Consider the following 22,779-nt stretch of genomic DNA (forward strand, 5'->3'; position numbering starts at 1 on the left):
AATCGTGTTTTCATTTGGATCAGGGCTCGGATGTCGACAACGAAAACGGAAAAGATGCGAAAGCCGATGGTTCAACGGATCCACGAATCCTATGCCGGGTTGCCCGACGGCGAGCGGAAGGTGGCCGATGCGGTGCTCGCGGCGCCGGCGGAGCTTGCGGTGTGCAACGCGATCGAAGTTGCCTCGCGGGCGGGCGTCTCGAATGCCACCGTCACGCGCTTCTTCCGCCGTCTGGGATATGGAAATTTCGAAGAGGCACGTCGGGATGCCCGTCGGATGCGGGTGGCGGGTTCGCCGCTGTTCTCCGCGCAGGGCGTGCATGCCAAAGGCGACCGCATTTCGCGCGTGATCCAGGAGGAAACGGTGGTGATCGAGGCGACCCTGTCCCGGGTGAACCCGCTCGTAATAAGAGAGATCGCCAAGGCGATCATCAAGGCCCCTCGTATCCGGACCCTCGGCTATCGCAACAGCCATTTCCTGGCGCAATACATCACTGCGCAGGTCGCCCAGATGCGGCCGGGCGTGGCGCCTTTGTTGATGCCGGGCCAAACCGAGAGCGAAGGGATCACCTCTCTGGGGACCGACGACCTTGCCATCGTCATCGGGCTCCGCAGACGCCCGGCCACATTCAACCGGATGGTAGAAGCCATTGCTGCGCGTGGCACGTCGATCCTTCTGCTCGCGGACGAAACGATCAGGGAGGCGCCGGCATTTGCCACCTGGACCTTGGACTGCGTAGTCGACACGCCGCAATTCGCGGATTCGTACGTCGGTGCCCTGTCCATTCTCCGCCTGATTGCCCTCGAAGTCGAAGGCGCGCTGGGTCAGGTCGGGCATCGTCATTTGCAGGACGTTGAAGACCTGCGCGATTGGCTCGACGAGCTGGAATAGAGCTCTTTGGTCAAGTCAAAGAAAGTTTGCGAGAAGTGAGGCAAGGCAGTGGCGAGCCGGGTAGATACCAAAGCGGACGTCGTGGTGATCCTTCTGAATGGCCGAAGTGCGGGTTTTGGCGGGCATCGGTGTTCGTCAAACCGCGATCTCGGGCGGGAAAATCCGCTTTCGTTGACCGCAGACATTCACTGAAATCGCCTCAAGGACTAAGTTGCGGACGAAGCTGCCGGCCGCCAAGGGCGATTGACCCTTCAGGAAGGGCTGGCATGTCCCACCCTTAGCTTTCCCGCCCATTTGGGCCAACACGATAGGCCGAGAATGGCACCGCGCCCAAAGTTGAAGGCAAGTCCCCCGGTTTCTCGCGGCATTTGACTCGAGGCCGCGTGCAGCTTGAGCCCCGCGCGCAGTTTGAGCTTCCGGTGCGCAGGAAAGTAGGCTCCAAAAGGCCGCGTTATTGATACCATGCGCGCAGCTTTGAACCGCGAAGAGGCAAAGTTGATATGCACCTGACGCGATCAGCTGGAAGCCGGAACCTCATGCGGTGCCGGATAAATCAGTTCCTAAGACTGCTTGTCTTGCTACTGTTGCCTATCGCCGCCACTGCGGAAGACATGATGATCGAGACTTTCGAAGTACAGCCAGAGACCCGGTGGCGCTTCTTCACCGATGGTGTAATGGGCGGTGTCTCCAAGGGCGAGGTCAACTTCCTTCAGGAAGATGGCCATTCCTTCGCGCGCATGACCGGCCGCGTAAGCACCGAAAACAACGGCGGGTTCATTCAAGTGCGCATGGACCTTCCCGAGGGCGCTCCTGAAGGAACGACTGGTGTGCGCCTCATCGTGCGCGGGAACGACCAGCAGTATTTTGTGCATCTACGAACCAGCGGAACCGTACTGCCTTGGCAGTACTACCAAGCTGGCTTTGAGGTTTCAGGCACCTGGACAGAGCTGCGCCTGCCCTTCGGGCGATTCAGACGGTCTGGCCGGCTCCTTCGCGACGTTCCACGCGCCGATAGCCTCAAGTCAGTGGCGGTCGTCGCCTACGGCCGAAATCATGAAGCCAAGATCGACGTGCGGGAACTGGGCTTCTATTAGATTTGCCAGAACTGAAGCCAGCGCGTCTACATGCCGATGCGCCTTCAACTGGCATTCTATGGCTGGATCAGAATACTGCCCAGGACTTCAGTACCGCCCTCCGTCTGTCGGATAACGAGAATCTCGCCGGATCGCGTGCTTCGCCCGACCAGAGCCGAGATGTTTACCTGGTGGGTCACGAGCATCAAGCGACCGTCTAGCCCTGCGATCAGGTCTTGGGTCGCCTTTGTCTGATCATCCCTGGTCGAACGATCTCGAAAAAACGAGTTCAGTGACGGCGCTTCGGTAACCGGGCCGACACGGAGCAGTTCCGCGGTCTCTCGCGTCCGGCACCACTGACTGCTGAGAACGGCGTCAAAGGTGATCCCCTGCTGCCGCAGCGCCTCCCCGATTGCTCGAGCCTGGGCCCGGCCTCGATCATCGAGATTGCGCTGTGTCGAACAATCGCCGATTTCCAGGTTGGCAGGGTCGCCCGTACCTGGCGCCAGCGCATGCCGCATGATCGCGATTGCGCCGGGCTCAGAGAACGCATCCCAGGCGTTCGCTTGGACTGTAGAAGGCATCAAGAAAAGAAGAAGAAGTGCAACTAGCCGCATAGGCGAGAGGTATGACGGAATTCCGCCGTGTCGAGTCGTCTCGCGACCGGTTGGCCTGAGCCATTGCAGACCGCGCTGCTTGTCTTGTCCGCATCAAGGCTGAGCCCCGCAAGATAATCTCGATTCAGGCGGTTCACTTGGGGTTGAGATCCGCTACCATTTTGGCATGCGCATCCTATCCGTCCTTCTCGTCCTTTTGGCAATGCCAGCTTTTGCGGAAGAGGTGGAGCTTGAACTCGTTCTCCTGGCAGATGCCTCCGGTTCCATTACGGAGGCCGAGATCGAATTCCAGCGCCAAGGCTACGCTGATGCGATCACCGATCCCCGCGTGCTCTCGGCAATCCAAAGCTCAGCCTACGGCGCCATTACGGTGACGTATGTCGAGTGGGCAGCCAACACCGCTGTTGTCGTCGACTGGACCAAGATCAACGGGCCGGAAAGCGCGCGGGCTTTTGCAGATGCATTGATCGCACCACCAAGGCAAGCTTACGGCAGAAGCGCAATTGGCACGGCCCTCCTTGACGGGAAGAGGCTCATCGAGATGAACGACTTTGAAGGCTGGCGCAAGGTCATCGACTTCTCGGGAGATAGCCCCAACAGCTACTCCGGACCATCGATCTCGTCCGCGAGAGACGAAGTTGTTTCAGCCGGCATCACGATCAATGCGCTCCCGATTATTTGCCGTTTCTGTGACACTCCTGCTCGGTTCCCGAACCTCGCCGAGATCTACGAGGAACAGATCATCGGTGGCATTGGAGCGTTTGTCGTAACAGCCACGAGTGAGGACGATCTTGCAGAGGCAATCCGGCGCAAACTCATCTTCGAGAGATTGCAGGCCTCGCGCCTTCCGAGAAAGTCGCGTCCAGGTGAACCTTCGTGCGAAACGCGTGTCATTCTGCGCTATTTCTAACTTGTCCAGATTCGCGTCCAAGGTGTCGAAAGGTCTCGTGAGCAGTGACCAAGTTTCGCAACGAACTGCCTTGGAGAGATTTTTGGCCGGGCTGATCGCAGGAGGGATCGATGGCGACATATCTCGTCACGGGTGCAAATAAGGGAATTGGCCTTCAGGTCTGCGCGCAGCTCACCAAGCGAGGCGACGACGTTATCGCCGTCTGCCGAAGCTCCAGCGCAGAGCTCCGCGATCTTGGAGTAAGGATCATCGAGGGCATCGATGTCGGCGAGGCCGAGGCGGTAGCCAGGTTGAAGTCCGAGCTGGGGGATCAGCGGATCGACGTGTTGCTCAACAATGCCGGCATTCTGCGTGGCGACAGTTTCGGCAACCTGGATTACGAAGACATGGTCCTGCAATTTCGGGTCAATACCCTCGGGCCGCTGCGGGTGACCGAAGCGCTTGCGAACAGTATCGTCGAGGGTGGAAAGGTGGGAATAGTTTCCAGCCGGGTTGGCTCGATCGCGGATAACGGGTCGGGCGGTAACTATGGTTACCGCGCCTCCAAGGCCGCAATGAACCAGATCGGTATGAACCTAGTGCATGAACTTCGGCCCCGAGGCATCGCCGTGGCGCTGCTTCATCCTGGATTGGTCGCAACCACCATGACCGGCGGCCAGGGCATCGATCCGGCCGAGGCTGCAAGCGGTCTAATCGATCGATTGGACGAACTGACGCTCGAGACAAGCGGCCGCTTCTGGCATGCCGAAGGCTATGAACTCCCCTGGTAAGGAAGTGGGCCCGTCAAAGAGCTGCGCAGGTACCCTATTAAATGAGAAGTTCCGTCAGACAGCTCGTGTAGCCGGTATCATCGGAAAAGGCTGGGAGGAAATCGGCAATGTGGGAAGCTCGTTACGCCGATGAGGACGGCTACCTGTTCGGAGAGGCGCCGGCTCAGATGCTTGTCGAAAACCCTTGGGTTATAGATGGGGCGGACACCTGTCTCTGCGTCGCCGATGGCGAGGGACGGAACGGCACCTGGCTCGCGGGGATGGGGCTCTCGGTCACCAGCTTCGACCTCTCGCCAACCGCCGTCAATCGCGCGCGCGCCTTGGCTGCAAAGGTTGGCGTACAGATCGAGGCCCATGTCAGCGACTGGGAAGGCTGGGATTGGTCAGAGTCCTTCGATCTCGTCGTTGCAGTCTTCGTTCAGTTTATGGGACCGGAGGCAAGAATTCGCCAATTTAAAACGCTGCGTGAGGCCGTGCGCCCGGGCGGCAGATTGGTTCTCCACGGTTATACGCCCGAGCAGATAGGATACGGAACCGGCGGCCCGCCCTATCCTGAGAATATGTATACCCCCGAATTGCTTGGCGACGCCTTCGGTGATTGGCGCGTGCTTCGATTGGCCGCCTATGAGCGTGAAGTCCAGGAGGGCCGAGGCCATTCCGGGCAGTCAGCCCTGATCGATCTGGTGGCGGAAAGACCGGTCGCCTGAGCCACGGCTAGTTCCCTTTTATGTCCTATGCGTTTGAATACACTATTTCTATTGAAGTTGTTCGGAGGGTTGATAGTCCATACTGGAAATAGTAAGATCTGGTTTTTTGTAATCGTCATCTCCTCGTGGCGCAAATAATACTCCAATACTGTGGATATTAATGAGACCGCGAACCTCGGCCCGAGAGTGAGCAGCTCCAATCTATTGCGAGATATCGAAACAATAGAAACGCGCTTCCTAAAACGCGGACACATCTTCGCAACCTCGACAGTCCACACAGGCAAGGTCGCTATCCGGATTTGAACCGGATCGAGTTTCTTGGAGAGAACCGCGAAATGACCTTAGCACACTGGTCCATCCTTATCGCCCTCGGTGCCGTCTTCGGCGCTTCGTTCGGCGTCAACGAGATCCTTCTATCCCGCTATGGACCGCTGACGGTTTCCGCGGGACGTGTGGCCCTCGGGGCCATCGGATGCTGGTTGTGGGTGATCGCCACGCGGAGGCGCGTCCACCTCGCCGATGCCACTCTGAGCGGCGTCCTCGTATTCGGTGTGTTCCAGTACGCGGCTCCGTTCGCGTTGCTGCCAATTGCGCAGCAGCAGATAACATCCTCGGCCGCCGGAATCGCCAATGCGATGACGCCGGTTGCGGTGGTCCTGATCTCGCAGTTGTGGCCCGGCGGTGAACGCGCCAATCTGACGAAGATCGCCGGGGTCGGCTTCGGCGTGCTGGGAATGACTGTCCTGGTCACGCAAGGAAATGATGCAGGCAGCTCAGAGCGTCCCTACCTGATTGTCGCAGCTCTGGCGCCCGTCTGCTACGGAATTGCCCTAAATCTCGTGCGGAAGTTCCGCCGGATCGATCCGGTCGTCCTTACCGCCTGCGCGATGACCGGAGGCGCGCTGGCGATCATCCCGCTCGCGCTGGCATCGGAGGGCGTTCCGCAGGTGCCCGGCTGGCAACTTGCAAGCGCCTTCGCCGTGATCGGCTTCGGCCTCACATCCGCAGCCTTCCTGATCATGTACTCGATACTGCCCAAGGTCGGCGCGACCAACCTGTCGCTCGTCACCTTGGTCGCGCCGGTGTCTGCGACGGTGATCGGCTCGGTAGGCTTTGGCGAGACGATCGGTGCCAACCATCTGGTGGGAATGGGCTTGATCCTGACCGGTCTCATGACCATCGACGGGAGGATTTTGCGTGCAGTCGTCCTGCGCCAGGCGAGTAGGCGCGCGGAGGTGAGGTAAGGTTAAGCTGAGCCGTCATGCCGTTGAACGGTGACCTTCCAGTGAAACCAGGCGCAGCAGGAGTACCTCGCTTTGTCACGCTTAGCCGCGGCGGAGGAAGCCGCTCCGCGCGCTCGTGGGAAGTTGTCGGCACCGGGCTCGGGCCAGACCTTCTCTGCGCCGGAACCCTTTTCATGGTGTCTTGGTGCGCCACCATCTGGTTTGCGATGCGGTGGATCGTGGCGGATCGGAGGTAACCTCATGACCATGGCCAACTTGCACGCCATTCGAGCCTGTCGATCCGATGATGATCGGGTTCGAGTATCTCTGGCCGGGCCGCTTCCATGACCGGCTCCATATTTCGACGCGTCAGTACGCGCGTCTCGTCCGGGACTGGGTGTCGTCGATCGGGCTCGAACCTAGCGCCTATGGCACGCACTCGATGCGGCGTACGAAGATCGCGCAGATCGCCGATGATCGCCGCGGCGGCGATGTCCCTGTCCTCGGTGTCGGTCATCGCAAACGCGCTGAGGCTGCGGAGGTTGGAACTTTGAGCGGCTCACCGCCGCACTGGGCCGTGACACACGGTCCCTTGCTCCTGTGCCTAACGATTGCCTATCCTGAGCGCGAGATGAAGCTCGTTGCCCACGCCTTGCGAGTGCTCTGCCTCGTGTTGCTGCTGCCTCAGCTGGCGCTTGCGCAAGCAGCAGCGGATATCGCTTCGGCGCCGCACGATTGCTGCCCCGAAACGGCAGGAGAGGCTGCTCACTCACACGATCACGGTGACAGCTCCTTCGATGCGGTACCGACGAGCGGGCCGTCGCATGGTCATCACGCTCTCGACTGCGGACTTCACTCTTGCGGCTGGATCGTGGGCAGCGGCATCGCCCTTGTCGGCCCGGTCACCCTCGGTCGGCTGCACTATGGCCCCGGGGTTGCCACGACACCGCCACCAGTGCGTGCCGAGAGCCTGCATCGCCCCCCAAACCGGCTTTCCTGAACCAACGCGTCCGGGCGACGAGCCGCGCGCTTTGCAAGCGCCAGATTTCACTGCGCGGGCAGATCAACCGCATCCAAGAATGCGTATAAACTCAGGAAACCATATGAAAACCATCGCGATCGCCGCCGCCTTCGCCGTCGCGGGATCCCATCCCGTAACCGGCGGATCAGGAGACCATGGACACGCCAGCCTGTCGATCGGCACTCCTGGAAAGGCCGCCGCCGCCGAGCGCACCGTAGAGATCCGGATGATGGAAACCGATACCGGCATGTCCTTCGAACCTGCCAAACTTGCGGTCGGACAAGGCGAAACCATCCACTTGAAGGTGACGAACGTAGGTCTGCTGGAGCGCGAGATCGTCCTCGGCACAGCGGAAGACAATGAGGCGCACATGATGGAAATGGCCGAGATGCAGGGTATGCGCCATGAAGATCCCAATGCCCTTCGGCTCGCCCCGGGCGAGAGCGGAGACCTGGCCTGGACCTTTCATAACGAGGGAACCTTCCAGTTCGCCTGCCTGATCCCGGGTCACTTCGATGCCGGGATGCACGGCCCGATCATTGTCAACTGTTGCACCGCTTGGATCGAAATTGTCGAGAAGGCGGGCTTCACCGTGACGGTCGAAGCCACCCAGGGAGCCGCACTCACCAAGCACAAGCTGGCGAACGGTATCCCGACAGAGATGATGTCGTGCCACACCGGAGAGATCGACGGTTACATGATAGAAGGGCACGTTCCGGTCCAGGACATCGAGCGTCTCCTCGATGAACGCCCCCAAGCGGTAGGCCTCGCGGTGCCCGGTATGCCCTATGGTTCTCCGGGCATGGGTCCCGAGACCGAGCGCGAGGCCTATGCCGTCCACCTCATCCGGCGAGATGGGGCAACCGAGGTCTACTCTCGATACGAAGAGGCCTGAGGCGGTCATCCGTATTGCGAAAGCGACTTGCCGGTGCTCTGGCCCACGCGCCGGTGCGCTGGCAAGCGCTTCACTCGCGTACCTGACCGACTCAATGCAGTCGTTCGTCGCGAAGGGCTACGCCACAGCGCAGCTTCACCGAGAGACGACAATGCGCTGCGGCTGGCTCTAGTCCGGCTGGCGAAGCAATACGGTCGATATGGCTACCGCAAGATTACCGAACTGCTTCACGTGGAAGGCTGGAGCGTCAATCATAAGAAGATCGAGCGGTAATGGCGCGAGGAAGGGTTACAGCTTCCGACGCGGCACAAGAAGCGCAAGCGACTCTATCACAAGGACAGCTCGATCGTCCGCCTAAGGCCCACACATCCGAACCATGTCTGGGCCATCGACTTCATGCACGACAAGCTCAGCAATGGCCGTTGCAACAAGATGCTCACGGTGCTGGACGAGTTCACGCGACAGGCGCTGGCGGTGACAGCACGCACCATGATAGGAGCCGAGGACGTTCTCGAAGCGCTCTTTCCACTCATCCTGAGGCACGGCACCCCAGAGTGCATCCGGTCAGATAACGGACCTGAATTCGCCGCCGAAGCAAGGGAGGACTGGCCTCTACGCGTTGGCATCTTGCCGATACGCATCTACCCGGGGTCGCCCTGGGAGAGCGGATACAACGAGCGGTTAAATGGCACACTGCGCCGGAAAGTCCTCAATGCGGAGCGGTTTACGACAACCGACCAGGCAAAGATCGCCATGGATCACTTGCTCAGGCAGTACAACCAAACCCGACCCCATCAAGCGCTCGATATGCGTCCGCCGGTCTCGGATACCTTATTGGAGAAACCCCTGATCAGTGGCCCGGAGACAGGGGGCTAGACACTACTCGCTGAGAAGCACAGCTTATGATCTGGCGATGGCGGAAATACTGCAACACTAGGTCTCACAGCTCACGTGCCCACAGGTTGCCCGTACCAGAGGCGGTCATAGCGATGGATCAGCGACCAACCATGCGTTAGCGTTTAGCCTGGATCACACAACGGGGTCAACCACCGCTTAATCGGTCTTCCTCCTCCATCCGTTCAAAGGTTGAAACTTCCAGCTCGCAATAGCCCGGATATCGCAGGAAAGGTCACCGCAACTAGATGGGATGGACGTACTTCACGGCTATCCGGTCGGAGCCGATTTGCCTGGTCTCTTGGCAAATCTGCCGACAAGCCGAAAAGCACCAAGCTCCAATCAACGTATGGCGAGAGGGAGCGGTATTGACATATAAATATTATTCAAAATTTCCGAGATTGCTCAAAAGTTCTGTGTAAATATATACGGCAAGATGGGTATATCAAATCGCAATATAACGACTCCAACCTCAATAATATTGAATTATAAATTATTTTAATAATTCATATATATAAATATTTATTTAATAAAGAGAAATATGTATATCTAATTTTAAAATTTTTCAGAATTATTGATAAATTAGTTTATATATTTATCCATTAAAAGTGTAGCTATAAATTTACAATTATAATTAATTGGCGCAGAATGGAGCTCTTTGTTATCCATGGCTCTTTCAGTATTTACTACCGTTTCGTTATCCGGAGCAGAAATATCTGTAGTAAGTAGTTTTTGTCCGAATCTTGTCGTAATCATGGCGCGGATAAATCCTGTCCGATATTGACGGATTACCTTTTTATTGTCCTTGTGTTCTTGCGTGGAGCGCCGGAATATTTTCTATAGAATTGGTGCGGCGACTTGTGTATGTGCGCTTCAAAAGCCCAGAAAATAATTCCCTTTGTTTACTGAGGGAATCTTTCCCAAATATCCGGTGCGCCTGCCTCCATTCTTTCAAATACCGGCTCCAGCGGATAAGGCGGCCCAAGTATGTTGGATTGGTGAGTGTCCCCAATCTAATGGTGCGACGTCCTCGGCCGCAAGGGCATCCCACTAAGCCCCGAAATCCCAGCCGGCATTCTCGCATTCGATAATCCTATCGCAAATGCATGATGTTTCCCTTTCTGCGCTCGGTGCAATCGGGGAGTTCGAGACGAGAACCAGCCGTTCCATAACCGGCCTGAGCCCTTGAAGGTGCAGGCGTACATGAGCTGGAACTCCGCCTTGGGGGTCGAATTGAGCAAGAATGGCTGGTCGACGGGTCATGATGTTACTACCTTTCGCAGAATATCGCCCCAGCGCCGTGACAGTGCCTTTGCCGAAAAGCGCTCGCGCAGATCGTGATGTAGATTGCGTTCATATGGAGCGCTGGCGATGAGCCGTTCGACAGAGGTGAGCAGGCTGACCGGATCCGAAGGTGGAACCAGTTCGACCTCTCGGGCATCCTCGGTGATGAGTTCCCGTATGCCTGGCCCGTCGCGGGTGACGAGCGGGCGCCCTGCAGATAATATCTGAAACACTTTGTTCGGAATTACGCGCCCTGCCTTGGCGCTTTCGCCGAAGACCCCGAAGCATACATCCGCCCCGCGTATATAGTGTATCAATTCTGGGTAGGACACCCGCTCGATCCACTTCAGTCTGGCGGGAGGATCTGTTTTCAGCAACTGACGGATTTCTTCAGCCATTTGACCTGTGCCGATAAAAACCCATTTTATTTGATTGTTCGCGGAGAGGCGTGCGGCTTCAATTATTGTGGCTATACCATGAAGCGGGATGAATAGACAATAATACAGTACCGTGTCGCAAGCGCCCTGCTTTGTAGGTGATAGGGCTGGAAAAATATCAACCTCGGCACCTACGAAAGCCGAAGTTATCTCGGATCGGTCAAGACGATATGCATCTCGGAAAAATGCGGCCTGAGCCTCGGTATCGAGTACCATAAGGTCAGCAGTGCGACAGGCTAGCCACTCCCATGCCCGTAGGAATAGCGCGACTGGATTGCGAGCTGAGATCAGCTTTCGGTCATCAACTACGATGTCGTGGGTAGAGATAAGCGCGTCCCAGGTCGCCGGTGTTCTGCGCAATGTCGCAAAGGGCCAAAGCACCAATACGTCCAAATGGCCGAGGTAGCCAACATTTACGACGTCGGGTGTGGGCGCGCGAAGGAATTTGCTCAGAAGCCTCGGGTATGCGGCCGTCCAACTCAATATGCGCCTTACTGCTCTAGTTGGCGACAAGACGGATTTGTCTTCTGTGCCTTGCCAAATTGGTGGAGTGGATCACCGTTAGTTTCGCGCCGGAGGCCTAATTGCTTCTATCGTCAAGCGATTGCGGGGTTTCCCCAAGTCGTATGTCCCCAAAACATGACGTTTAGCCGCGGAATTTGAGACTGTGGCAAATTGATTGGCCTTTCCGGGTGCTTAAAGTAGTCCATAATCGGGCTGTAGCTTGCCACATTGAGCGGCCCGCGTCAGATGCTATTTCATCTTCATCAGGTGTGTTCCGTTGTAGTAAAGTCGGCCGTCAGCATTATACAGATAAGAGTGATCAGCGGGCCGAGGTATATGGGGATCCGCAGGTCGGTACCGGATTGAAAGGTATCTTTATTCAATATCGATCCATATCTTTTATATCTTATATTAATTTTTATTGGAGATTTTTAATTTATTTCGATTATAAAGATATTAATTAATTAAAAATATAATATATAATGACTTCTATATGCGCCAGGGATTGAAAATTATATTATCTTGCGGATTAATTTTTATTTGTAGTGCAATAAATAACTGCACCCTATACTGATCAGCGCAGTCAAAATGTGCTTCGTTGTGTTTAGCTTGCTCCTAACGCCGCACCCAGATCTCGACGCGTCGGTTGAGGCGTCGGCCGTCTTCGTCCGCGAAGCAGCCCACCGGTTTAAGGTCCGCGTAGCCCTTCATGTGGATGCGTAGGCGGGACAGCACTTCTGGTGCCACCACCTCGGCCAGCGCGCTGTAGACCACGTCCGCGCGGAACTCGGAAAGGCGCAGGCGTTCGTCGAATCCGCCCTCGCTGTCGGTGAAACCAGCGAAGGCGACGTCGGTCCCCGCGGGCAACCGCGATAGGTACGCCCCTAGACGTTCGAGATCCGGCCCGGTGGCAGGAGCCAGGACGATCGGGTCCTCGGGGTCGAAGCGGAACGTGGTTGAAAGCCGATCCCACTCCAGCAAGTCAATGTAGAGTTCGCGCAGCAGGTTCACCTGGGCTTCGTCCGGCGAGATTTCTATCGCCGCGCGGATCCCCGGGGCGGCAGCGTTCTGGTCGCGGCGCAGAACCGACATGTCGATCAGACCGGCATCGCGGACAGAGGTATCGACACCAGATGAGCCGGCGAAACCACGCAACGCTGCGACGTCGGCGGGAAGCGGCCCCGGCCCTGAGAGGAGCGTCACCCTGTGATGAAGAGGATACTCGCCGGTCTTGGCCGAGAACGCGCCCGGTTCCGGCACCAGTCCGCACGCTCCAGTCAGGCCGAGCACGCGCGTCTCGCCAGCCCCGTCGAGGCCGACGTAGCCCACAGCGCCGGGCGTTTCTGCCACGAGGTCTGCGACGGCGTCGTCGTCGGCCAGGGTACGTGCGGTGTCCGGCAGCTTGCCGGACGTCAGGATGCGAGCCTTCAGGACCTGGCTGGCCGGAGTGCGGTCCGGCTGGGCGACCAGGCGAACCGGAAGATCGGGGCCGCCGAGTTCGGACCAGCTGCGGATCCGGCCAGAAAAGAGCGCAGTCGCCTCTTCGAGAGTGAGGCTTTCGATCGGCAGGTCGGGGTGGGCAACGAGCACCACGCCCTCGATCCCGACGGTGATTGGCGCCGCCTCGCGTTCGAGCCTGCGGAGTGCGCGGGCGGTGGGGCCGTCGTGCCTTGCGCCGAGCGGCGGTACCGTCACGGCGGCGATGTCCCAGCCACCCTCGAGCAGGGCCGGCAGGCCTCCGGCGACACTCAGGTCCATCAGCTCGGCTGTGAACAGCGGCGGGCTTTCGGTCGAGGTCAGGCCCAGCCAGCGTGTCGGGCCGCCACCTTCCTGCGCCGCGGCGAGCCCGCCCAGACTGAAGGCGAGCCCTTCGAACAGCCGCGGCAACATGCGCAGCGCCAGCGGGTCGGCGGCGGCGACGACGGTCGCCTGCTGCCCGCCGGGGCAGGCCTCGCCAAGGCAGCGCACCTCGTCCGCAGCGATCGAGACCGGGCCGAAGAGCGTGTTGAGTTGGTAGACCCCGTCGGTGACGCCCGTGAGCGTGCCGCTTACGCTGGCACTGCCGGAGGGGCTTATCAGCTGGACGGTCTGCGCAGGCGCGGCCGAGACGGCGCATCCGAGGCCTGCGGCCAGGGCCAGGCGCCGGACAAGTCGAAACGGGCTGGGGGGCACGTTGCCCGCTGTCATTCCTGCATTCCTCGAACCCCTTCCGGGGGTACTTGTTACTCCCTCGGTATCCTTCCCAAATCTGGCGGAAATTTGGCCCCGGTCCGTACAGCCCGGCGATGGTTCACAGTCTGTTGCCTGCGCCGCGCTCGCCAATCGCCCGCGCTGGGGCTAAAGAACGGGCATGAGCCACGTCATGCACTCCTCTTCCGTCCCGCTCGCGGCGACTGCCGGCTGGCCAGCCTGGCGGCGGCCAGCGGGCCTGTTGGTGCTGATGGCGGCAGGGATGCCGCTGGCGTTCTCGGTCTGGGTCGCGGTGATCCAGAACTTCGTGATCGAAGTCGCTGCCTTCGACGGCAAGGACTGGGGCTGGATGCAGACCGTGCGCGAGATCCCGGGTTTCGCCGCCGTTCTGGTCATCGCGCTGATCACTGTGATGCGCGAGCAGACGCTTGCGCTGGTCTCGCTCTTCATGCTGGGTGTGGCGGTCGCGGTGACCGCCTACCTGCCGACCTTCGGCGGGCTGCTGATCACCACGCTGATCTCGTCGATCGGCTTCCATTACTACGAGACGGTCAACCAGTCGCTGCAGTTGCAGTGGATCCCGCGCGAGCGCGCGCCGCAAATGCTGGGCTGGCTGCTGGCGGTGGGCTCGGGCGCGTCACTGGTGGCCTATGGTCTGATCGTGGTGACGTGGAAGACCTTCGATCTGTCCTATGAGTTCGTCTTCACGGCGGCGGGCTGCGCCACAGCGCTTATCGCGCTTCTGGCCTGGCGGCTTTACCCGAGCTTCGAGGCACCCAATCCGCAGATCAAGAAGATGGTGCTGCGTAAGCGCTACTGGCTCTACTACGCGCTGCAGTTCATGTCAGGCGCGCGGCGGCAGATCTTCGTGGTCTTCGCGGCCTTCATGATGGTCGAGCGGTTTGGCTTTGAGGTGCACGAGGTCACGGCGCTGTTCCTGATCAACTTCGTTGCCAACATGGTGCTTGCGCCGCTGTTCGGGCGGGCCGTCGCGGTCTGGGGAGAGCGCCGGGCGCTGATGTTCGAATATGCCGGGCTGATCCTTGTGTTCCTCGCCTATGGCGGGGTCTATTTCTTTAGCTGGGGCGTGGTGCTGGCAGCGGCGCTCTACGTGATCGATCACCTGTTCTTCGCGCTGGCGCTTGCGATGAAGACCTATTTCCAGAAGATCGCCGATCCCGGGGACATCGCGCCCACGGCGGCGGTGGCCTTCACGATCAATCACATCGCGGCGGTCTTCCTGCCGGCGGTCCTGGGATATGTCTGGCTGGTCAGCCCCGGCGCCGTGTTCGGTTTCGCCGCCATGCTTGCGGCGGCCTCGCTGGCTCTGGCGGCGATGATCCCGCGCCATCCAGCGCCGGGAAACGAGACCGTCTTCTCGGGCCGCAACGCAACCGTGTGAGCGGGGCTTGGTTGGACGCCCGGGACGCCCTAGATTCAGCGCTGAACCATGAAAGGATCGCCCATGTTCGGCTTAGGCAAGAAAACCGAAATGCCCGCCGCCGGTGCCGCGCTGCCCGGCCGGGCCGAGCCCATCCCCACCGCCGAGACGCATTTCATCAACGGCCGTCCCCTGAAGGGACCGTTCCCCGAGGGTCTGGAGGTCGTGCAGTTCGGCATGGGCTGTTTCTGGGGCGTAGAGCGGATGTTCTGGAATGTCCCCGGCGTCTGGGTAACCGCTGCCGGCTACTCTGCCGGGCAGACGCCCAACCCGACCTACCAAGAGGTCTGCACCGGCCAGACCGGCCACAACGAGACCGTTCAGGTGGTCTATGACCCCGCCGAAGTCAGCTTCGAGCAGTTGCTCAAGGTTTTCTGGGAGGGGCACGATCCGACGCAGGGCATGCGGCAGGGCAACGATGTCGGCACGCAATACCGCTCGGGGATCTACTGGACGACCGAGGCCCAACGTGAGGCAGCCGAAGCCTCGCTTGAGATGATGAAGGCGCGGTTCCGCGAGGCGGGCTTCGGTGCGATTACCACCGAGATCGCCGAGGCCGGCCCGTTCTTCTATGCCGAGGACTACCACCAGCAGTACCTGCAGAAAAACCCCGGCGGCTATTGCGGGCTGGGCGGCACGGGCGTGACCTGCCCGATCGGGCTCGGCGTCGCCGCGAGCTGAGGCTTGGGGCACCACCACCATCACCACCACGCGCCCGAGGATGGCGGCAAGCTGCTTGTTGCCGTCCTCGTCAACCTGGGTTTGACCGTCGCGCAGGTCGTGGGCGGGGTCCTTGCGGGCAGTCTCGCGCTGATCGCGGACGCGGTCCACAACCTCTCGGACGCACTGTCGCTGGTCATCGCCTGGGCCGCACGTCGCATCGCGCGGCGCCCGGCGGACGCCCGGATGACCTTCGGCTACCGCCGGGCCGAGGTGGTGGCGGCGCTGGTCAACTACACCACTCTCATCATCATCGGCCTCTACCTGCTGTGGGAGGCGGTCTGGCGCCTGTTCGACCCGGAGCCGGTGACCGGTTGGCTGATGATTGCCGTTGCGGGGGTTGCGCTCGTGGTGGACGTTGTGACGGCGCTGCTGACTTGGCGGATGGCGCAGACCAGCATGAACATTCGCGCGGCCTTTCTGCACAACCTTGCAGACGCGATGGGGTCGATCGCGGTGATCCTGGCGGGCCTCGGTGTGATGGCCTTTGGCTGGGCCTGGATCGACTCGGTGATGACGCTGGCGATTGCCGGATACATCCTCTGGATGGCGGTCGGTGGCGTCGGCCCGGCGATCCGAATCCTGATGCTAGGTGCGCCGGATGACATGGACACGATGGAGGTGGTCGAGGCCCTGCGCGGCGTCGACGGTGTCGCGGGCGTCCACAGGGTGCGACTCTGGCAGGTACAGGAGCACGAGGCGGCACTCGATACGCACATCGTCGTCTCGGCCGGGCGCTGGCACGAGGCGGATGCGATCAAGGCGCGTGTTCGGACATTGCTCACGGACCGCTACGGGATTTCGGACATCACCCTCGAGGTCGAATGCGCCCGGCATGCCTGCGAAGGCCCGGAATTGCTGGGCAACGGCGGGGCCCACGCTTGACGGGCGGCGCGCGGCCGGTCTAATCGCGGGGCTTCCGCCACCCGAGGACCACCCATGACGACCTATACCGCGCTGACCACCCTGCCGGGCCAGGCGCCTGCCGACGCCCTGGCCGAGGCGCTGGAAGCGCTGAACGATCCCACCCCGACCGGCATCGGCGTGTTCGAGATCGAGGACGGCTCGGGCAAATGGGAGGTCGGTGTCTATTATACTGAGCGACCGGACACGGTTGCGCTGGACCTGCTCGCGGCCGTTCACGGCGCGCGTCCATTCGCCGTCAGCAAGGTCGAGGACCGGGACTGGGTCGCTCAGGTGCGCCGGGAACTCACCCCGGTGCCTGCGGGCCGGTTCATCGTTCACGGCGGGCACGACCGGGACGCGGTTCCGATCAACCGCATCAGCCTGGAGATCGAAGCCGCCATGGCCTTCGGCACTGGCCACCACGGCACCACCAAGGGCTGCCTTCTGTCGCTGGAGCGCCTGGCCCGCCAAGGCTTCGTCGCGTGCAACGCTGCTGACATCGGCTGCGGCACGGGTGTCCTGGCGATGGCGGCGCGGCGCCTCTGGCAGCGGCGGGTGATCGCCTCGGACATCGACCCGGTCGCGGTGGCGACAGCGCGCGCGAACCTGGCCGCAAATCGCGCTGGCGGCGCGGTGCCGGTGGTCTGCGCTCCCGGTTTCCGGCATCCGGCGCTGCACGCGCAGGCGCCCTATGACCTGGTGTTCGCGAACATCCTCGCAGGTCCGCTCTGCAAGCTGGCACCGCAAATGGCCGATCACACCATGCCCGGCAGCGCGATCATCCTCTCGGGGATCCTGGCACGCCAGGCGAAGCGGGTCGAGAACCACTACGCCGGTCATGGGATGGCAGTGCGCAAACGTCTGCGCCTCGGCGAATGGGTGACGTTGACACTGGAGCGGCTCTGACCCGGGGCGCTTGGGATTCACAAATGAAAAGACCGCCCCATGGGCGGCCTTTTGCATTCTAGAGGACGCCGGTTTAGAGGCTGCGGGCCGCGAACATCGAGTAGCGCGGGGCCATGCGCTCGGAGCGCTTCATGCCCACATCGTCCAGTTCGCGCTCGGTCAGACTGCCAAGCAGCTCGGACGAGCGCTGGCGGCGCTCCCAGCGGCGATAGGCGCCGACGACTTCCTCGAACACGCGGACGAAACGGTAGATCGAACGCGCGCCAAACGGCGCGGGGCGGGGGGTCTCAATCATGGCCATCGGGCGCGATCCTTCTGCAAAGGGTGAGTGAATCGGCACCATGCCGACAATTCGCAGGTAGCGAGGATCGTCCCGTTTCACAAAGTCCAAAACTGCATGGCTGGCATGCATTTATTGCATAACTGTCAGGGGGTTAGCGTGGATGTCGCTTTCAGTGTTGTACCATGTCGTTTTTGGATCGCAAGGCTTTTCCTTTGTCAGATGTTCGCGTTTCGTGCTAAGCCCGCGGTAACAAGAAGATGAGCAGGCACGAGGAGCGCGTATGCGCGTCATAGGCATCGACCCGGGGCTGAGGCGCACCGGATGGGGCATCGTCGACCTGAACGGCACACGGCTGAGCCATGTTGCCAACGGGGTTTGCGAATCGTCAGGCACCGATCTTGCGCAGCGTCTGCTGTCGCTCTACCGCGCGCTGGCCGAGGTGGTTTCGACCTATGCGCCCGACCGTGCGGCGGTGGAGCAGACTTTCGTGAACAAGGATGCGGCGGGTACGCTGAAGCTGGGCCAAGCGCGGGGCATTGCGCTGCTGGTCCCGGCCGAGGCCGGGCTGCCGGTGGCGGAATATGCACCCAACGCGGTGAAGAAGGTGGTCGTCGGCGTGGGTCATGCCGAGAAATCCCAGGTGGAGCATATGGTGAAACTGCAACTGCCACAGGCGAAGATTGCCGGGGCGGACGCCTCTGACGCGCTGGCGATCGCGCTCTGCCATGCACATCACCTGCAGTTCTCGGGCAAGCTGGACGCCGCGCTGGCGAAGGCCGGCGCATGATCGGGCGGGTGACGGGCCGGCTTGGCTATCGCGCGAGCGATCACGCGCTGATCGACGCCGGCGGCGTGGGCTATGTCGTGTTCTGCTCGGACCGCACGCTGGCGGCGCTGCCGGGGCAGGGGGAGTTCGTTTCGCTGTTCACCGAGATGGTGGTGCGCGAGGACGCGATCACGCTTTTCGGGTTCCTCACGCTGGCCGAGAAGGAATGGCACCGGCTGCTGACCTCGGTGCAGGGGATCGGCGCCAAGGGGGCGATGGCGATTCTCGGCACGCTGGGCGCGGACGGTGTCGGTCGGGCGATTTCGCTTGGCGATGCGGCGGCGATCAAGGCGGCGCCGGGGGTCGGGCCGAAGACGGCAAGCCGGGTGATCATGGAGCTGCGGGACAAGGCACCCTCGGTTTTGGCCCTGGGTGCAGCGGGGGCGACGCCGGCCATGGGGCCGGCGGATGCCGGTCCCCCTCCGGCGGCAAGCCCGCCGGAGGCGCCGCCGCAGGATGCGGCGGCGATGGCCTCTTCCCCGGCCCCGGCCGGTGCGCCTATGGCCGGGGTGCGGGCCGACGCGCTGTCGGCGTTGGTCAACCTCGGCTATGGTCATGGCGATGCCGCCACCGCGTTGGCCCAGGCCGAAGAAGCGGGCGAGACCGACACCGCCGGGCTGATCCGCGGCGCGCTGCGGCTGCTGGCGCCAAAGGGATAGGCCGATGAGCGATACTCCCGATCCCGACCTGCGCGGCGATGCCCGCCCCGAAGATGCCGACCGTGCCCTGCGCCCGCAGTCCCTGTCCGAGTTCACCGGCCAGGCCGAGGCGCGCGCCAACCTTGCCGTCTTCATCGAGAGCGCCCGTCGCCGGGGCGAAGCGATGGACCATGCGTTGTTCTACGGCCCTCCGGGCCTCGGCAAGACCACGCTGGCGCAAATTATGGCGCGCGAACTGGGGGTGAGCTTCCGCATGACCTCGGGACCGGTGCTGGCCAAGGCCGGCGACCTTGCGGCGATCCTGACCAATCTCGAGGCGCGCGACGTCCTGTTCATCGACGAGATCCACCGACTGAACCCGGTTGTCGAAGAGGTGCTCTACCCCGCGATGGAGGATTTCGCGCTGGACCTGGTGATCGGTGAGGGTCCTGCAGCACGTACGGTGCGCATTGACCTGCCGCCCTTCACGCTGGTCGGCGCGACGACCCGGCTGGGCCTGCTGACCACCCCCTTGCGGGACCGGTTCGGCATTCCGACGCGACTGGAATTCTATACCGTGGACGAGCTGGTCAGCATCGTCACCCGGGGCGCTCGGCTGATGCAGGCCGAGGCGACGCCCGAAGGTGCGCGCGAGATCGCCCGCAGGGCGCGCGGCACGCCGCGGATTGCCGGTCGCCTGCTGCGCCGCGTGGTTGACTTCGCCGTGGTCGAGGGCGACGGGCGCGTGACGCAGGCCATTGCCGACCGGGCGCTGACCCGGCTGGGCGTGGACGAACTGGGCCTCGACGGGGCCGACCGGCGCTACCTGACCCTTCTGGCCGAGCACTACGGTGGCGGGCCGGTAGGCGTCGAGACGATCGCCGCCGCGCTGTCCGAGGCACGCGACGCGATCGAGGAGGTGATCGAGCCCTACCTGCTGCAACAGGGCCTGATCCAGCGCACGCCGCGCGGGCGGCAGTTGGGTGCGGCGGCCTGGCGGCACCTGGGGCTCGATGCGCCCGCGCCGCGCGAGCAGCCCTCGCTTTTCGGCGGGAAGTAGGCGCGGGTTTACGGAGGCGGGCGCGGGGCCTATGAACCGGCGCGACCGCGAAGGAGGCCCGCATGACGCCCGAAACCGTCCAAGCCCTGTTCACCCGCAGCGACGGCACGTTTCGCTTCGCCCGCTGGGGGCGGCCGCTGGCGCCGGTGGTTTTCGGCACCGATGACGCATCGCTGGACCTGATCAAGGACGCTCTGCGCACGACCGCGGCGCTGGGCGGGTTGGAGATCGTCGACACCGACCCGGAGTTCGGCGCCAACCTGCTGATCTTCTTCGTCAGTGAATGGGGAGAACTGGCGGGCGTGCCGAACCTCGACCGGTTGATCCCGGACCTCGGGCCGCTTCTGGACCGGCTGGGGCAGGCTGGGGCGAACCAGTACCGCAGCTTCCGCTTCGATGCGGACTGTGCGATCAACCTGTGCACGATCCTTCTACGGATGGACGCCGACCTCGCAGAGCTGCCCGCGCAAACGCTGGCGACGGGGCAGATGGTGCAGAGCATACTGCTTTGGTCCGACACAGCCTTCCGGACCGAAAGCCCTCTCGCGACGGTTACGGACAGCGGCCACACGGTGGCCCGCCCGGACATCGCCGCGTTGATCCGCGCCGCCTACGACCCGGTGCTTCCGGTGGCTAGCGACAGCCCGGCGCATGCGCACCGGCTGGCCGCCCGCGCAGGGCTTCTGCTGTGGCGGCCCGAGGCCGACTAGGCGGCATTCCGCTTGTTGCGCCGCACACAGAATCTGCATCGCTGCATGGTCCGAAACTCGGACTGACATGGAGCGGAATTTCCATGCGCGGGAACCGTCTCGTCTGCAACAATCCGAATGTCACAATGCTGTCATGCGGAACGCGGCTGACGTGCCGTCACGTCATCGGATTTCCCGACGTTGTACGCGCGAAAAGGTTGTGCCAGCATGCCGCCACCAACCATTTCAGGGAGACAACAACATGCTGTTCAGGCAATTCGGCGCCCTGGCGGCCGCCGGCGCAATTACCGCCGCGCTGGTCGCTCCGGCAGCCGCGCAGACCTATTTCCGTGGCTCGGATGGCGATCCCGAGACGCTGGACCAGCACAAGACCTCGACCGTGGTCGAAGCGAACCTGCTGCGTGATCTCTACGAAGGCCTCGTGGTCTACGACTCGAAAGCCCAGATCATCCCCGGCGTCGCCGAAAGCTGGGAGGTCAGCGAGGATGGCCTGGTCTACACCTTCACCCTGCGCCAGGACGCCAAGTGGTCGAACGGTGACCCGGTGACCGCAGGTGACTTCGTCTATTCGCTCAAGCGCATCCAGAACCCGGAAACGGCGGCGAAATACGCCAGCATCCTTTACCCGATCAAGAACGCCGAGGCGATCAACTCGGGCGATGCCGAGGTGGACACGCTGGGCGTGAAGGCGGTCGACGACTACACGCTGGAAATCACGCTCGAACAGCCGACCCCCTATTTCGTCGAACTGCTGCAGCACCAGACCGCGTTGCCGGTCCATCCGGCCAGCGTCGAGGAGCACGGCACCGACTTCGTGCAGCCTGAGAACATGATCTCGAACGGCGCCTACACGCTGGAAAGCTTCGTGCCGAACGACAAGATCGTGCTGGTCAAGAACGACGCCTTCCGCGAGGCCGACCAGGTGCAGATCGCCCGCGTCGAAGTGCTGCCCTTCGAGGACCGCGCGACCTGCGTGCGGCGCTTCGAGGCGAACGAGGTACACTCGTGCTCGGACCTGCCGGGCGAGCAGATCGACCGCCTGAAAGAGACCCTTGGCGACAAGGTGCGGATCGCGCCGTACCTGGGCGTCTACTACTACGGCATCAACACCAAGAAAGAGAACCTGTCGGATCCGAACGTGCGCCAGGCTCTCTCGATGGTCATCGACCGGGAATTCCTGGCTGACGAGATCTTCTCGGGCACGATGGTTCCGGCCTACAGCTGGGTCCCGCCGGGGATTGGCAACTACACCGAGGATGCGCCGCAGCTCGAGTATGCCGAGATATCGATGCTGGATCGCGAGGACGAGGCGCTGCGGCTGATGGAAGAGGCCGGTTTCGGCCCCGACAACCCGCTGCAGATCGAGATCAGCTACAACACCTCCGAGAACCACAAGAACGCAGCGACCGCCATCGCCGACATGTGGGCGACGCTGGGTGTCGAGACCACCTTCAACGTGCGCGACGCCTCGGCTCACTACGCCATGCTGCGTGACGAGAAGGTGCACGACGTGGCCCGCGCCGGCTGGATCGGGGACTATTCCGACCCGCAGAACTTCCTGTTCCTCAACGAGTCGCACAACACCGGGTTCAACTACGGCAACTACGAGAACCCCGAGTACGACGCGCTGATGGACAAGGCCGCCGCCGAGACCGATCTGGCCGCTCGCGCCGAGATCCTGGCCGAAGCCGAGGCCGTGTTCCTGCGTGACGTGCCGCAGATCCCGCTGCTGTACTACTCCTCGCGCAGCCTTGTCTCCGACAAGCTGAAAGGCTGGGAGGACAACATCCAGAACGCGCACGCGACGCGCTGGATGTCGGTCGAGGAATGATCTGAACCGAACTTTGGCGGCGTCCCGGTATGATCCGGGGCG

At 61.7% G+C, this 22,779-nt stretch carries 21 protein-coding genes and 3 pseudogenes; 20 read left to right on the forward strand and 4 right to left on the reverse strand.

Annotation, left to right across the window (positions count from 1 at the left end; all coding sequences use genetic code 11):
• Nucleotides 1–30 precede the first annotated feature (30 nt).
• Nucleotides 31–891: a MurR/RpiR family transcriptional regulator gene (locus ACW9UR_RS00170; RefSeq protein WP_458914862.1), complete on the forward strand. Its 861-nt coding sequence runs from the start codon at nucleotides 31–33 to the stop codon at nucleotides 889–891.
• Between the two features lie 614 nt (nucleotides 892–1,505).
• Nucleotides 1,506–1,985, forward strand: a complete 480-nt coding sequence (locus ACW9UR_RS00175; RefSeq protein ID WP_458914863.1) for a CIA30 family protein — start codon at nucleotides 1,506–1,508, stop codon at nucleotides 1,983–1,985.
• A gap of 56 nt (nucleotides 1,986–2,041) precedes the next feature.
• Here the strand turns inward: ACW9UR_RS00175 and ACW9UR_RS00180 are convergent, their stop codons facing one another.
• Nucleotides 2,042–2,485 (reverse strand): histidine phosphatase family protein, encoded by a 444-nt coding sequence (locus ACW9UR_RS00180; protein ID WP_458914865.1) that lies wholly within the window; start codon nucleotides 2,483–2,485, stop codon nucleotides 2,042–2,044.
• A 262-nt stretch (nucleotides 2,486–2,747) separates the two neighbouring features.
• On the opposite strand from ACW9UR_RS00180, the gene ACW9UR_RS00185 reads away from it, so the two are divergent.
• From ACW9UR_RS00185 to ACW9UR_RS00225, 9 genes and pseudogenes are all read left to right on the forward strand, one after another.
• Nucleotides 2,748–3,491 (forward strand): DUF1194 domain-containing protein, encoded by a 744-nt coding sequence (locus ACW9UR_RS00185; protein WP_458914866.1) that lies wholly within the window; start codon nucleotides 2,748–2,750, stop codon nucleotides 3,489–3,491.
• A 110-nt stretch (nucleotides 3,492–3,601) separates the two neighbouring features.
• Entirely contained in the window at nucleotides 3,602–4,261 is a 660-nt protein-coding gene (locus ACW9UR_RS00190; RefSeq protein WP_458914867.1) for an SDR family oxidoreductase, read from the forward strand.
• 107 nt (nucleotides 4,262–4,368) lie between these two features.
• Nucleotides 4,369–4,968, forward strand: coding sequence for an SAM-dependent methyltransferase (locus tag ACW9UR_RS00195; protein ID WP_458914868.1), 600 nt, complete (start codon nucleotides 4,369–4,371; stop codon nucleotides 4,966–4,968).
• A gap of 299 nt (nucleotides 4,969–5,267) precedes the next feature.
• Nucleotides 5,268–6,212: a DMT family transporter gene (locus ACW9UR_RS00200; RefSeq protein ID WP_458914870.1), complete on the forward strand. Its 945-nt coding sequence runs from the start codon at nucleotides 5,268–5,270 to the stop codon at nucleotides 6,210–6,212.
• A 277-nt stretch (nucleotides 6,213–6,489) separates the two neighbouring features.
• Nucleotides 6,490–6,714 (forward strand): annotated as a pseudogene (locus ACW9UR_RS00205) (integrase); the annotation flags it as partial.
• A gap of 727 nt (nucleotides 6,715–7,441) precedes the next feature.
• Nucleotides 7,442–7,747, forward strand: a pseudogene (locus ACW9UR_RS00210) (cupredoxin domain-containing protein); the annotation flags it as partial.
• A 12-nt stretch (nucleotides 7,748–7,759) separates the two neighbouring features.
• Nucleotides 7,760–8,107 (forward strand): annotated as a pseudogene (locus ACW9UR_RS00215) (DUF411 domain-containing protein); the annotation flags it as partial.
• Between the two features lie 33 nt (nucleotides 8,108–8,140).
• The gene (locus ACW9UR_RS00220) at nucleotides 8,141–8,380 is read left to right on the forward strand and encodes an IS3 family transposase (protein ID WP_458914934.1); all 240 of its coding nucleotides are present in this window, start codon (nucleotides 8,141–8,143) and stop codon (nucleotides 8,378–8,380) included.
• A gap of 72 nt (nucleotides 8,381–8,452) precedes the next feature.
• A complete protein-coding gene (locus tag ACW9UR_RS00225) occupies nucleotides 8,453–8,983 on the forward strand; it encodes a transposase (protein ID WP_458914935.1) in 531 nt (176 codons plus the stop codon).
• Between the two features lie 1,277 nt (nucleotides 8,984–10,260).
• On the opposite strand, the gene ACW9UR_RS00230 is transcribed toward ACW9UR_RS00225, so the two are convergent.
• Nucleotides 10,261–10,938 (reverse strand): glycosyltransferase, encoded by a 678-nt coding sequence (locus ACW9UR_RS00230; protein WP_458914871.1) that lies wholly within the window; start codon nucleotides 10,936–10,938, stop codon nucleotides 10,261–10,263.
• A gap of 903 nt (nucleotides 10,939–11,841) precedes the next feature.
• Nucleotides 11,842–13,413, reverse strand: a complete 1,572-nt coding sequence (locus ACW9UR_RS00235; RefSeq protein WP_458914872.1) for a phosphate ABC transporter substrate-binding/OmpA family protein — start codon at nucleotides 13,411–13,413, stop codon at nucleotides 11,842–11,844.
• A 163-nt stretch (nucleotides 13,414–13,576) separates the two neighbouring features.
• Here ACW9UR_RS00235 and ACW9UR_RS00240 point away from each other — a divergent pair, with 163 nt between their 5' ends.
• The 4 genes from ACW9UR_RS00240 to ACW9UR_RS00255 all read left to right on the forward strand — a co-directional run bounded on the left by ACW9UR_RS00240 (nucleotide 13,577) and on the right by ACW9UR_RS00255 (nucleotide 17,389).
• Entirely contained in the window at nucleotides 13,577–14,818 is a 1,242-nt protein-coding gene (locus ACW9UR_RS00240; RefSeq protein ID WP_458914873.1) for an MFS transporter, read from the forward strand.
• Between the two features lie 63 nt (nucleotides 14,819–14,881).
• Nucleotides 14,882–15,538 (forward strand): peptide-methionine (S)-S-oxide reductase MsrA, encoded by a 657-nt coding sequence (gene msrA / locus ACW9UR_RS00245; protein ID WP_458914874.1) that lies wholly within the window; start codon nucleotides 14,882–14,884, stop codon nucleotides 15,536–15,538.
• Nucleotides 15,539–15,541: 3 nt separating this feature from the next.
• Entirely contained in the window at nucleotides 15,542–16,462 is a 921-nt protein-coding gene (locus ACW9UR_RS00250) for a cation diffusion facilitator family transporter (protein ID WP_458914876.1), read from the forward strand.
• Between the two features lie 54 nt (nucleotides 16,463–16,516).
• A complete protein-coding gene (locus ACW9UR_RS00255; RefSeq protein WP_458914878.1) occupies nucleotides 16,517–17,389 on the forward strand; it encodes a 50S ribosomal protein L11 methyltransferase in 873 nt (290 codons plus the stop codon).
• A gap of 73 nt (nucleotides 17,390–17,462) precedes the next feature.
• Here ACW9UR_RS00255 and ACW9UR_RS00260 read toward each other — a convergent pair whose 3' ends face one another.
• The gene (locus tag ACW9UR_RS00260; protein ID WP_458914879.1) at nucleotides 17,463–17,690 is read right to left on the reverse strand and encodes a DUF1127 domain-containing protein; all 228 of its coding nucleotides are present in this window, start codon (nucleotides 17,688–17,690) and stop codon (nucleotides 17,463–17,465) included.
• Nucleotides 17,691–17,952: 262 nt separating this feature from the next.
• Here ACW9UR_RS00260 and ruvC point away from each other — a divergent pair, with 262 nt between their 5' ends.
• From ruvC to ACW9UR_RS00285, 5 genes are all read left to right on the forward strand, one after another.
• Nucleotides 17,953–18,459 (forward strand): crossover junction endodeoxyribonuclease RuvC, encoded by a 507-nt coding sequence (gene ruvC, locus ACW9UR_RS00265; RefSeq protein WP_458914880.1) that lies wholly within the window; start codon nucleotides 17,953–17,955, stop codon nucleotides 18,457–18,459.
• On the forward strand, nucleotides 18,456–19,157 hold the full coding sequence (gene ruvA, locus ACW9UR_RS00270) for a Holliday junction branch migration protein RuvA (protein ID WP_458914882.1): 702 nt from the start codon (nucleotides 18,456–18,458) through the stop codon (nucleotides 19,155–19,157). The genes ruvC and ruvA overlap by 4 nt, the downstream gene beginning before the upstream one ends.
• A gap of 4 nt (nucleotides 19,158–19,161) precedes the next feature.
• The gene (gene ruvB / locus ACW9UR_RS00275) at nucleotides 19,162–20,196 is read left to right on the forward strand and encodes a Holliday junction branch migration DNA helicase RuvB (protein ID WP_458914883.1); all 1,035 of its coding nucleotides are present in this window, start codon (nucleotides 19,162–19,164) and stop codon (nucleotides 20,194–20,196) included.
• Nucleotides 20,197–20,258: 62 nt separating this feature from the next.
• Nucleotides 20,259–20,906 (forward strand): hypothetical protein, encoded by a 648-nt coding sequence (locus ACW9UR_RS00280; protein ID WP_458914884.1) that lies wholly within the window; start codon nucleotides 20,259–20,261, stop codon nucleotides 20,904–20,906.
• A 241-nt stretch (nucleotides 20,907–21,147) separates the two neighbouring features.
• On the forward strand, nucleotides 21,148–22,737 hold the full coding sequence (locus ACW9UR_RS00285; RefSeq protein ID WP_458914885.1) for a peptide ABC transporter substrate-binding protein: 1,590 nt from the start codon (nucleotides 21,148–21,150) through the stop codon (nucleotides 22,735–22,737).
• The last annotated feature ends 42 nt before the right edge of the window (nucleotides 22,738–22,779 follow it).

It is taken from the genome of Halovulum sp. GXIMD14794, assembly GCF_054457455.1.

Bases quoted from the DNA above. Each gene is read 5' to 3' on its own strand.
- ACW9UR_RS00170 (WP_458914862.1), top strand. From the start codon at position 31: ATGTCGACAACGAAAACGGAAAAGATGCGAAAGCCGATGGTTCAACGG.
- ACW9UR_RS00175 (WP_458914863.1), top strand. From the start codon at position 1,506: ATGATCGAGACTTTCGAAGTACAGCCAGAGACCCGGTGGCGCTTCTTC.
- ACW9UR_RS00180 (WP_458914865.1), bottom strand. From the start codon at position 2,485: ATGCGGCATGCGCTGGCGCCAGGTACGGGCGACCCTGCCAACCTGGAA.
- ACW9UR_RS00185 (WP_458914866.1), top strand. From the start codon at position 2,748: ATGCGCATCCTATCCGTCCTTCTCGTCCTTTTGGCAATGCCAGCTTTT.
- ACW9UR_RS00190 (WP_458914867.1), top strand. From the start codon at position 3,602: ATGGCGACATATCTCGTCACGGGTGCAAATAAGGGAATTGGCCTTCAG.
- ACW9UR_RS00195 (WP_458914868.1), top strand. From the start codon at position 4,369: ATGTGGGAAGCTCGTTACGCCGATGAGGACGGCTACCTGTTCGGAGAG.
- ACW9UR_RS00230 (WP_458914871.1), bottom strand. From the start codon at position 10,938: ATGGTACTCGATACCGAGGCTCAGGCCGCATTTTTCCGAGATGCATAT.
- ACW9UR_RS00235 (WP_458914872.1), bottom strand. From the start codon at position 13,413: ATGACAGCGGGCAACGTGCCCCCCAGCCCGTTTCGACTTGTCCGGCGC.
- ACW9UR_RS00240 (WP_458914873.1), top strand. From the start codon at position 13,577: ATGAGCCACGTCATGCACTCCTCTTCCGTCCCGCTCGCGGCGACTGCC.
- msrA (WP_458914874.1), top strand. From the start codon at position 14,882: ATGTTCGGCTTAGGCAAGAAAACCGAAATGCCCGCCGCCGGTGCCGCG.
- ACW9UR_RS00255 (WP_458914878.1), top strand. From the start codon at position 16,517: ATGACGACCTATACCGCGCTGACCACCCTGCCGGGCCAGGCGCCTGCC.
- ACW9UR_RS00260 (WP_458914879.1), bottom strand. From the start codon at position 17,690: ATGGCCATGATTGAGACCCCCCGCCCCGCGCCGTTTGGCGCGCGTTCG.
- ruvC (WP_458914880.1), top strand. From the start codon at position 17,953: ATGCGCGTCATAGGCATCGACCCGGGGCTGAGGCGCACCGGATGGGGC.
- ruvA (WP_458914882.1), top strand. From the start codon at position 18,456: ATGATCGGGCGGGTGACGGGCCGGCTTGGCTATCGCGCGAGCGATCAC.
- ruvB (WP_458914883.1), top strand. From the start codon at position 19,162: ATGAGCGATACTCCCGATCCCGACCTGCGCGGCGATGCCCGCCCCGAA.
- ACW9UR_RS00280 (WP_458914884.1), top strand. From the start codon at position 20,259: ATGACGCCCGAAACCGTCCAAGCCCTGTTCACCCGCAGCGACGGCACG.
- ACW9UR_RS00285 (WP_458914885.1), top strand. From the start codon at position 21,148: ATGCTGTTCAGGCAATTCGGCGCCCTGGCGGCCGCCGGCGCAATTACC.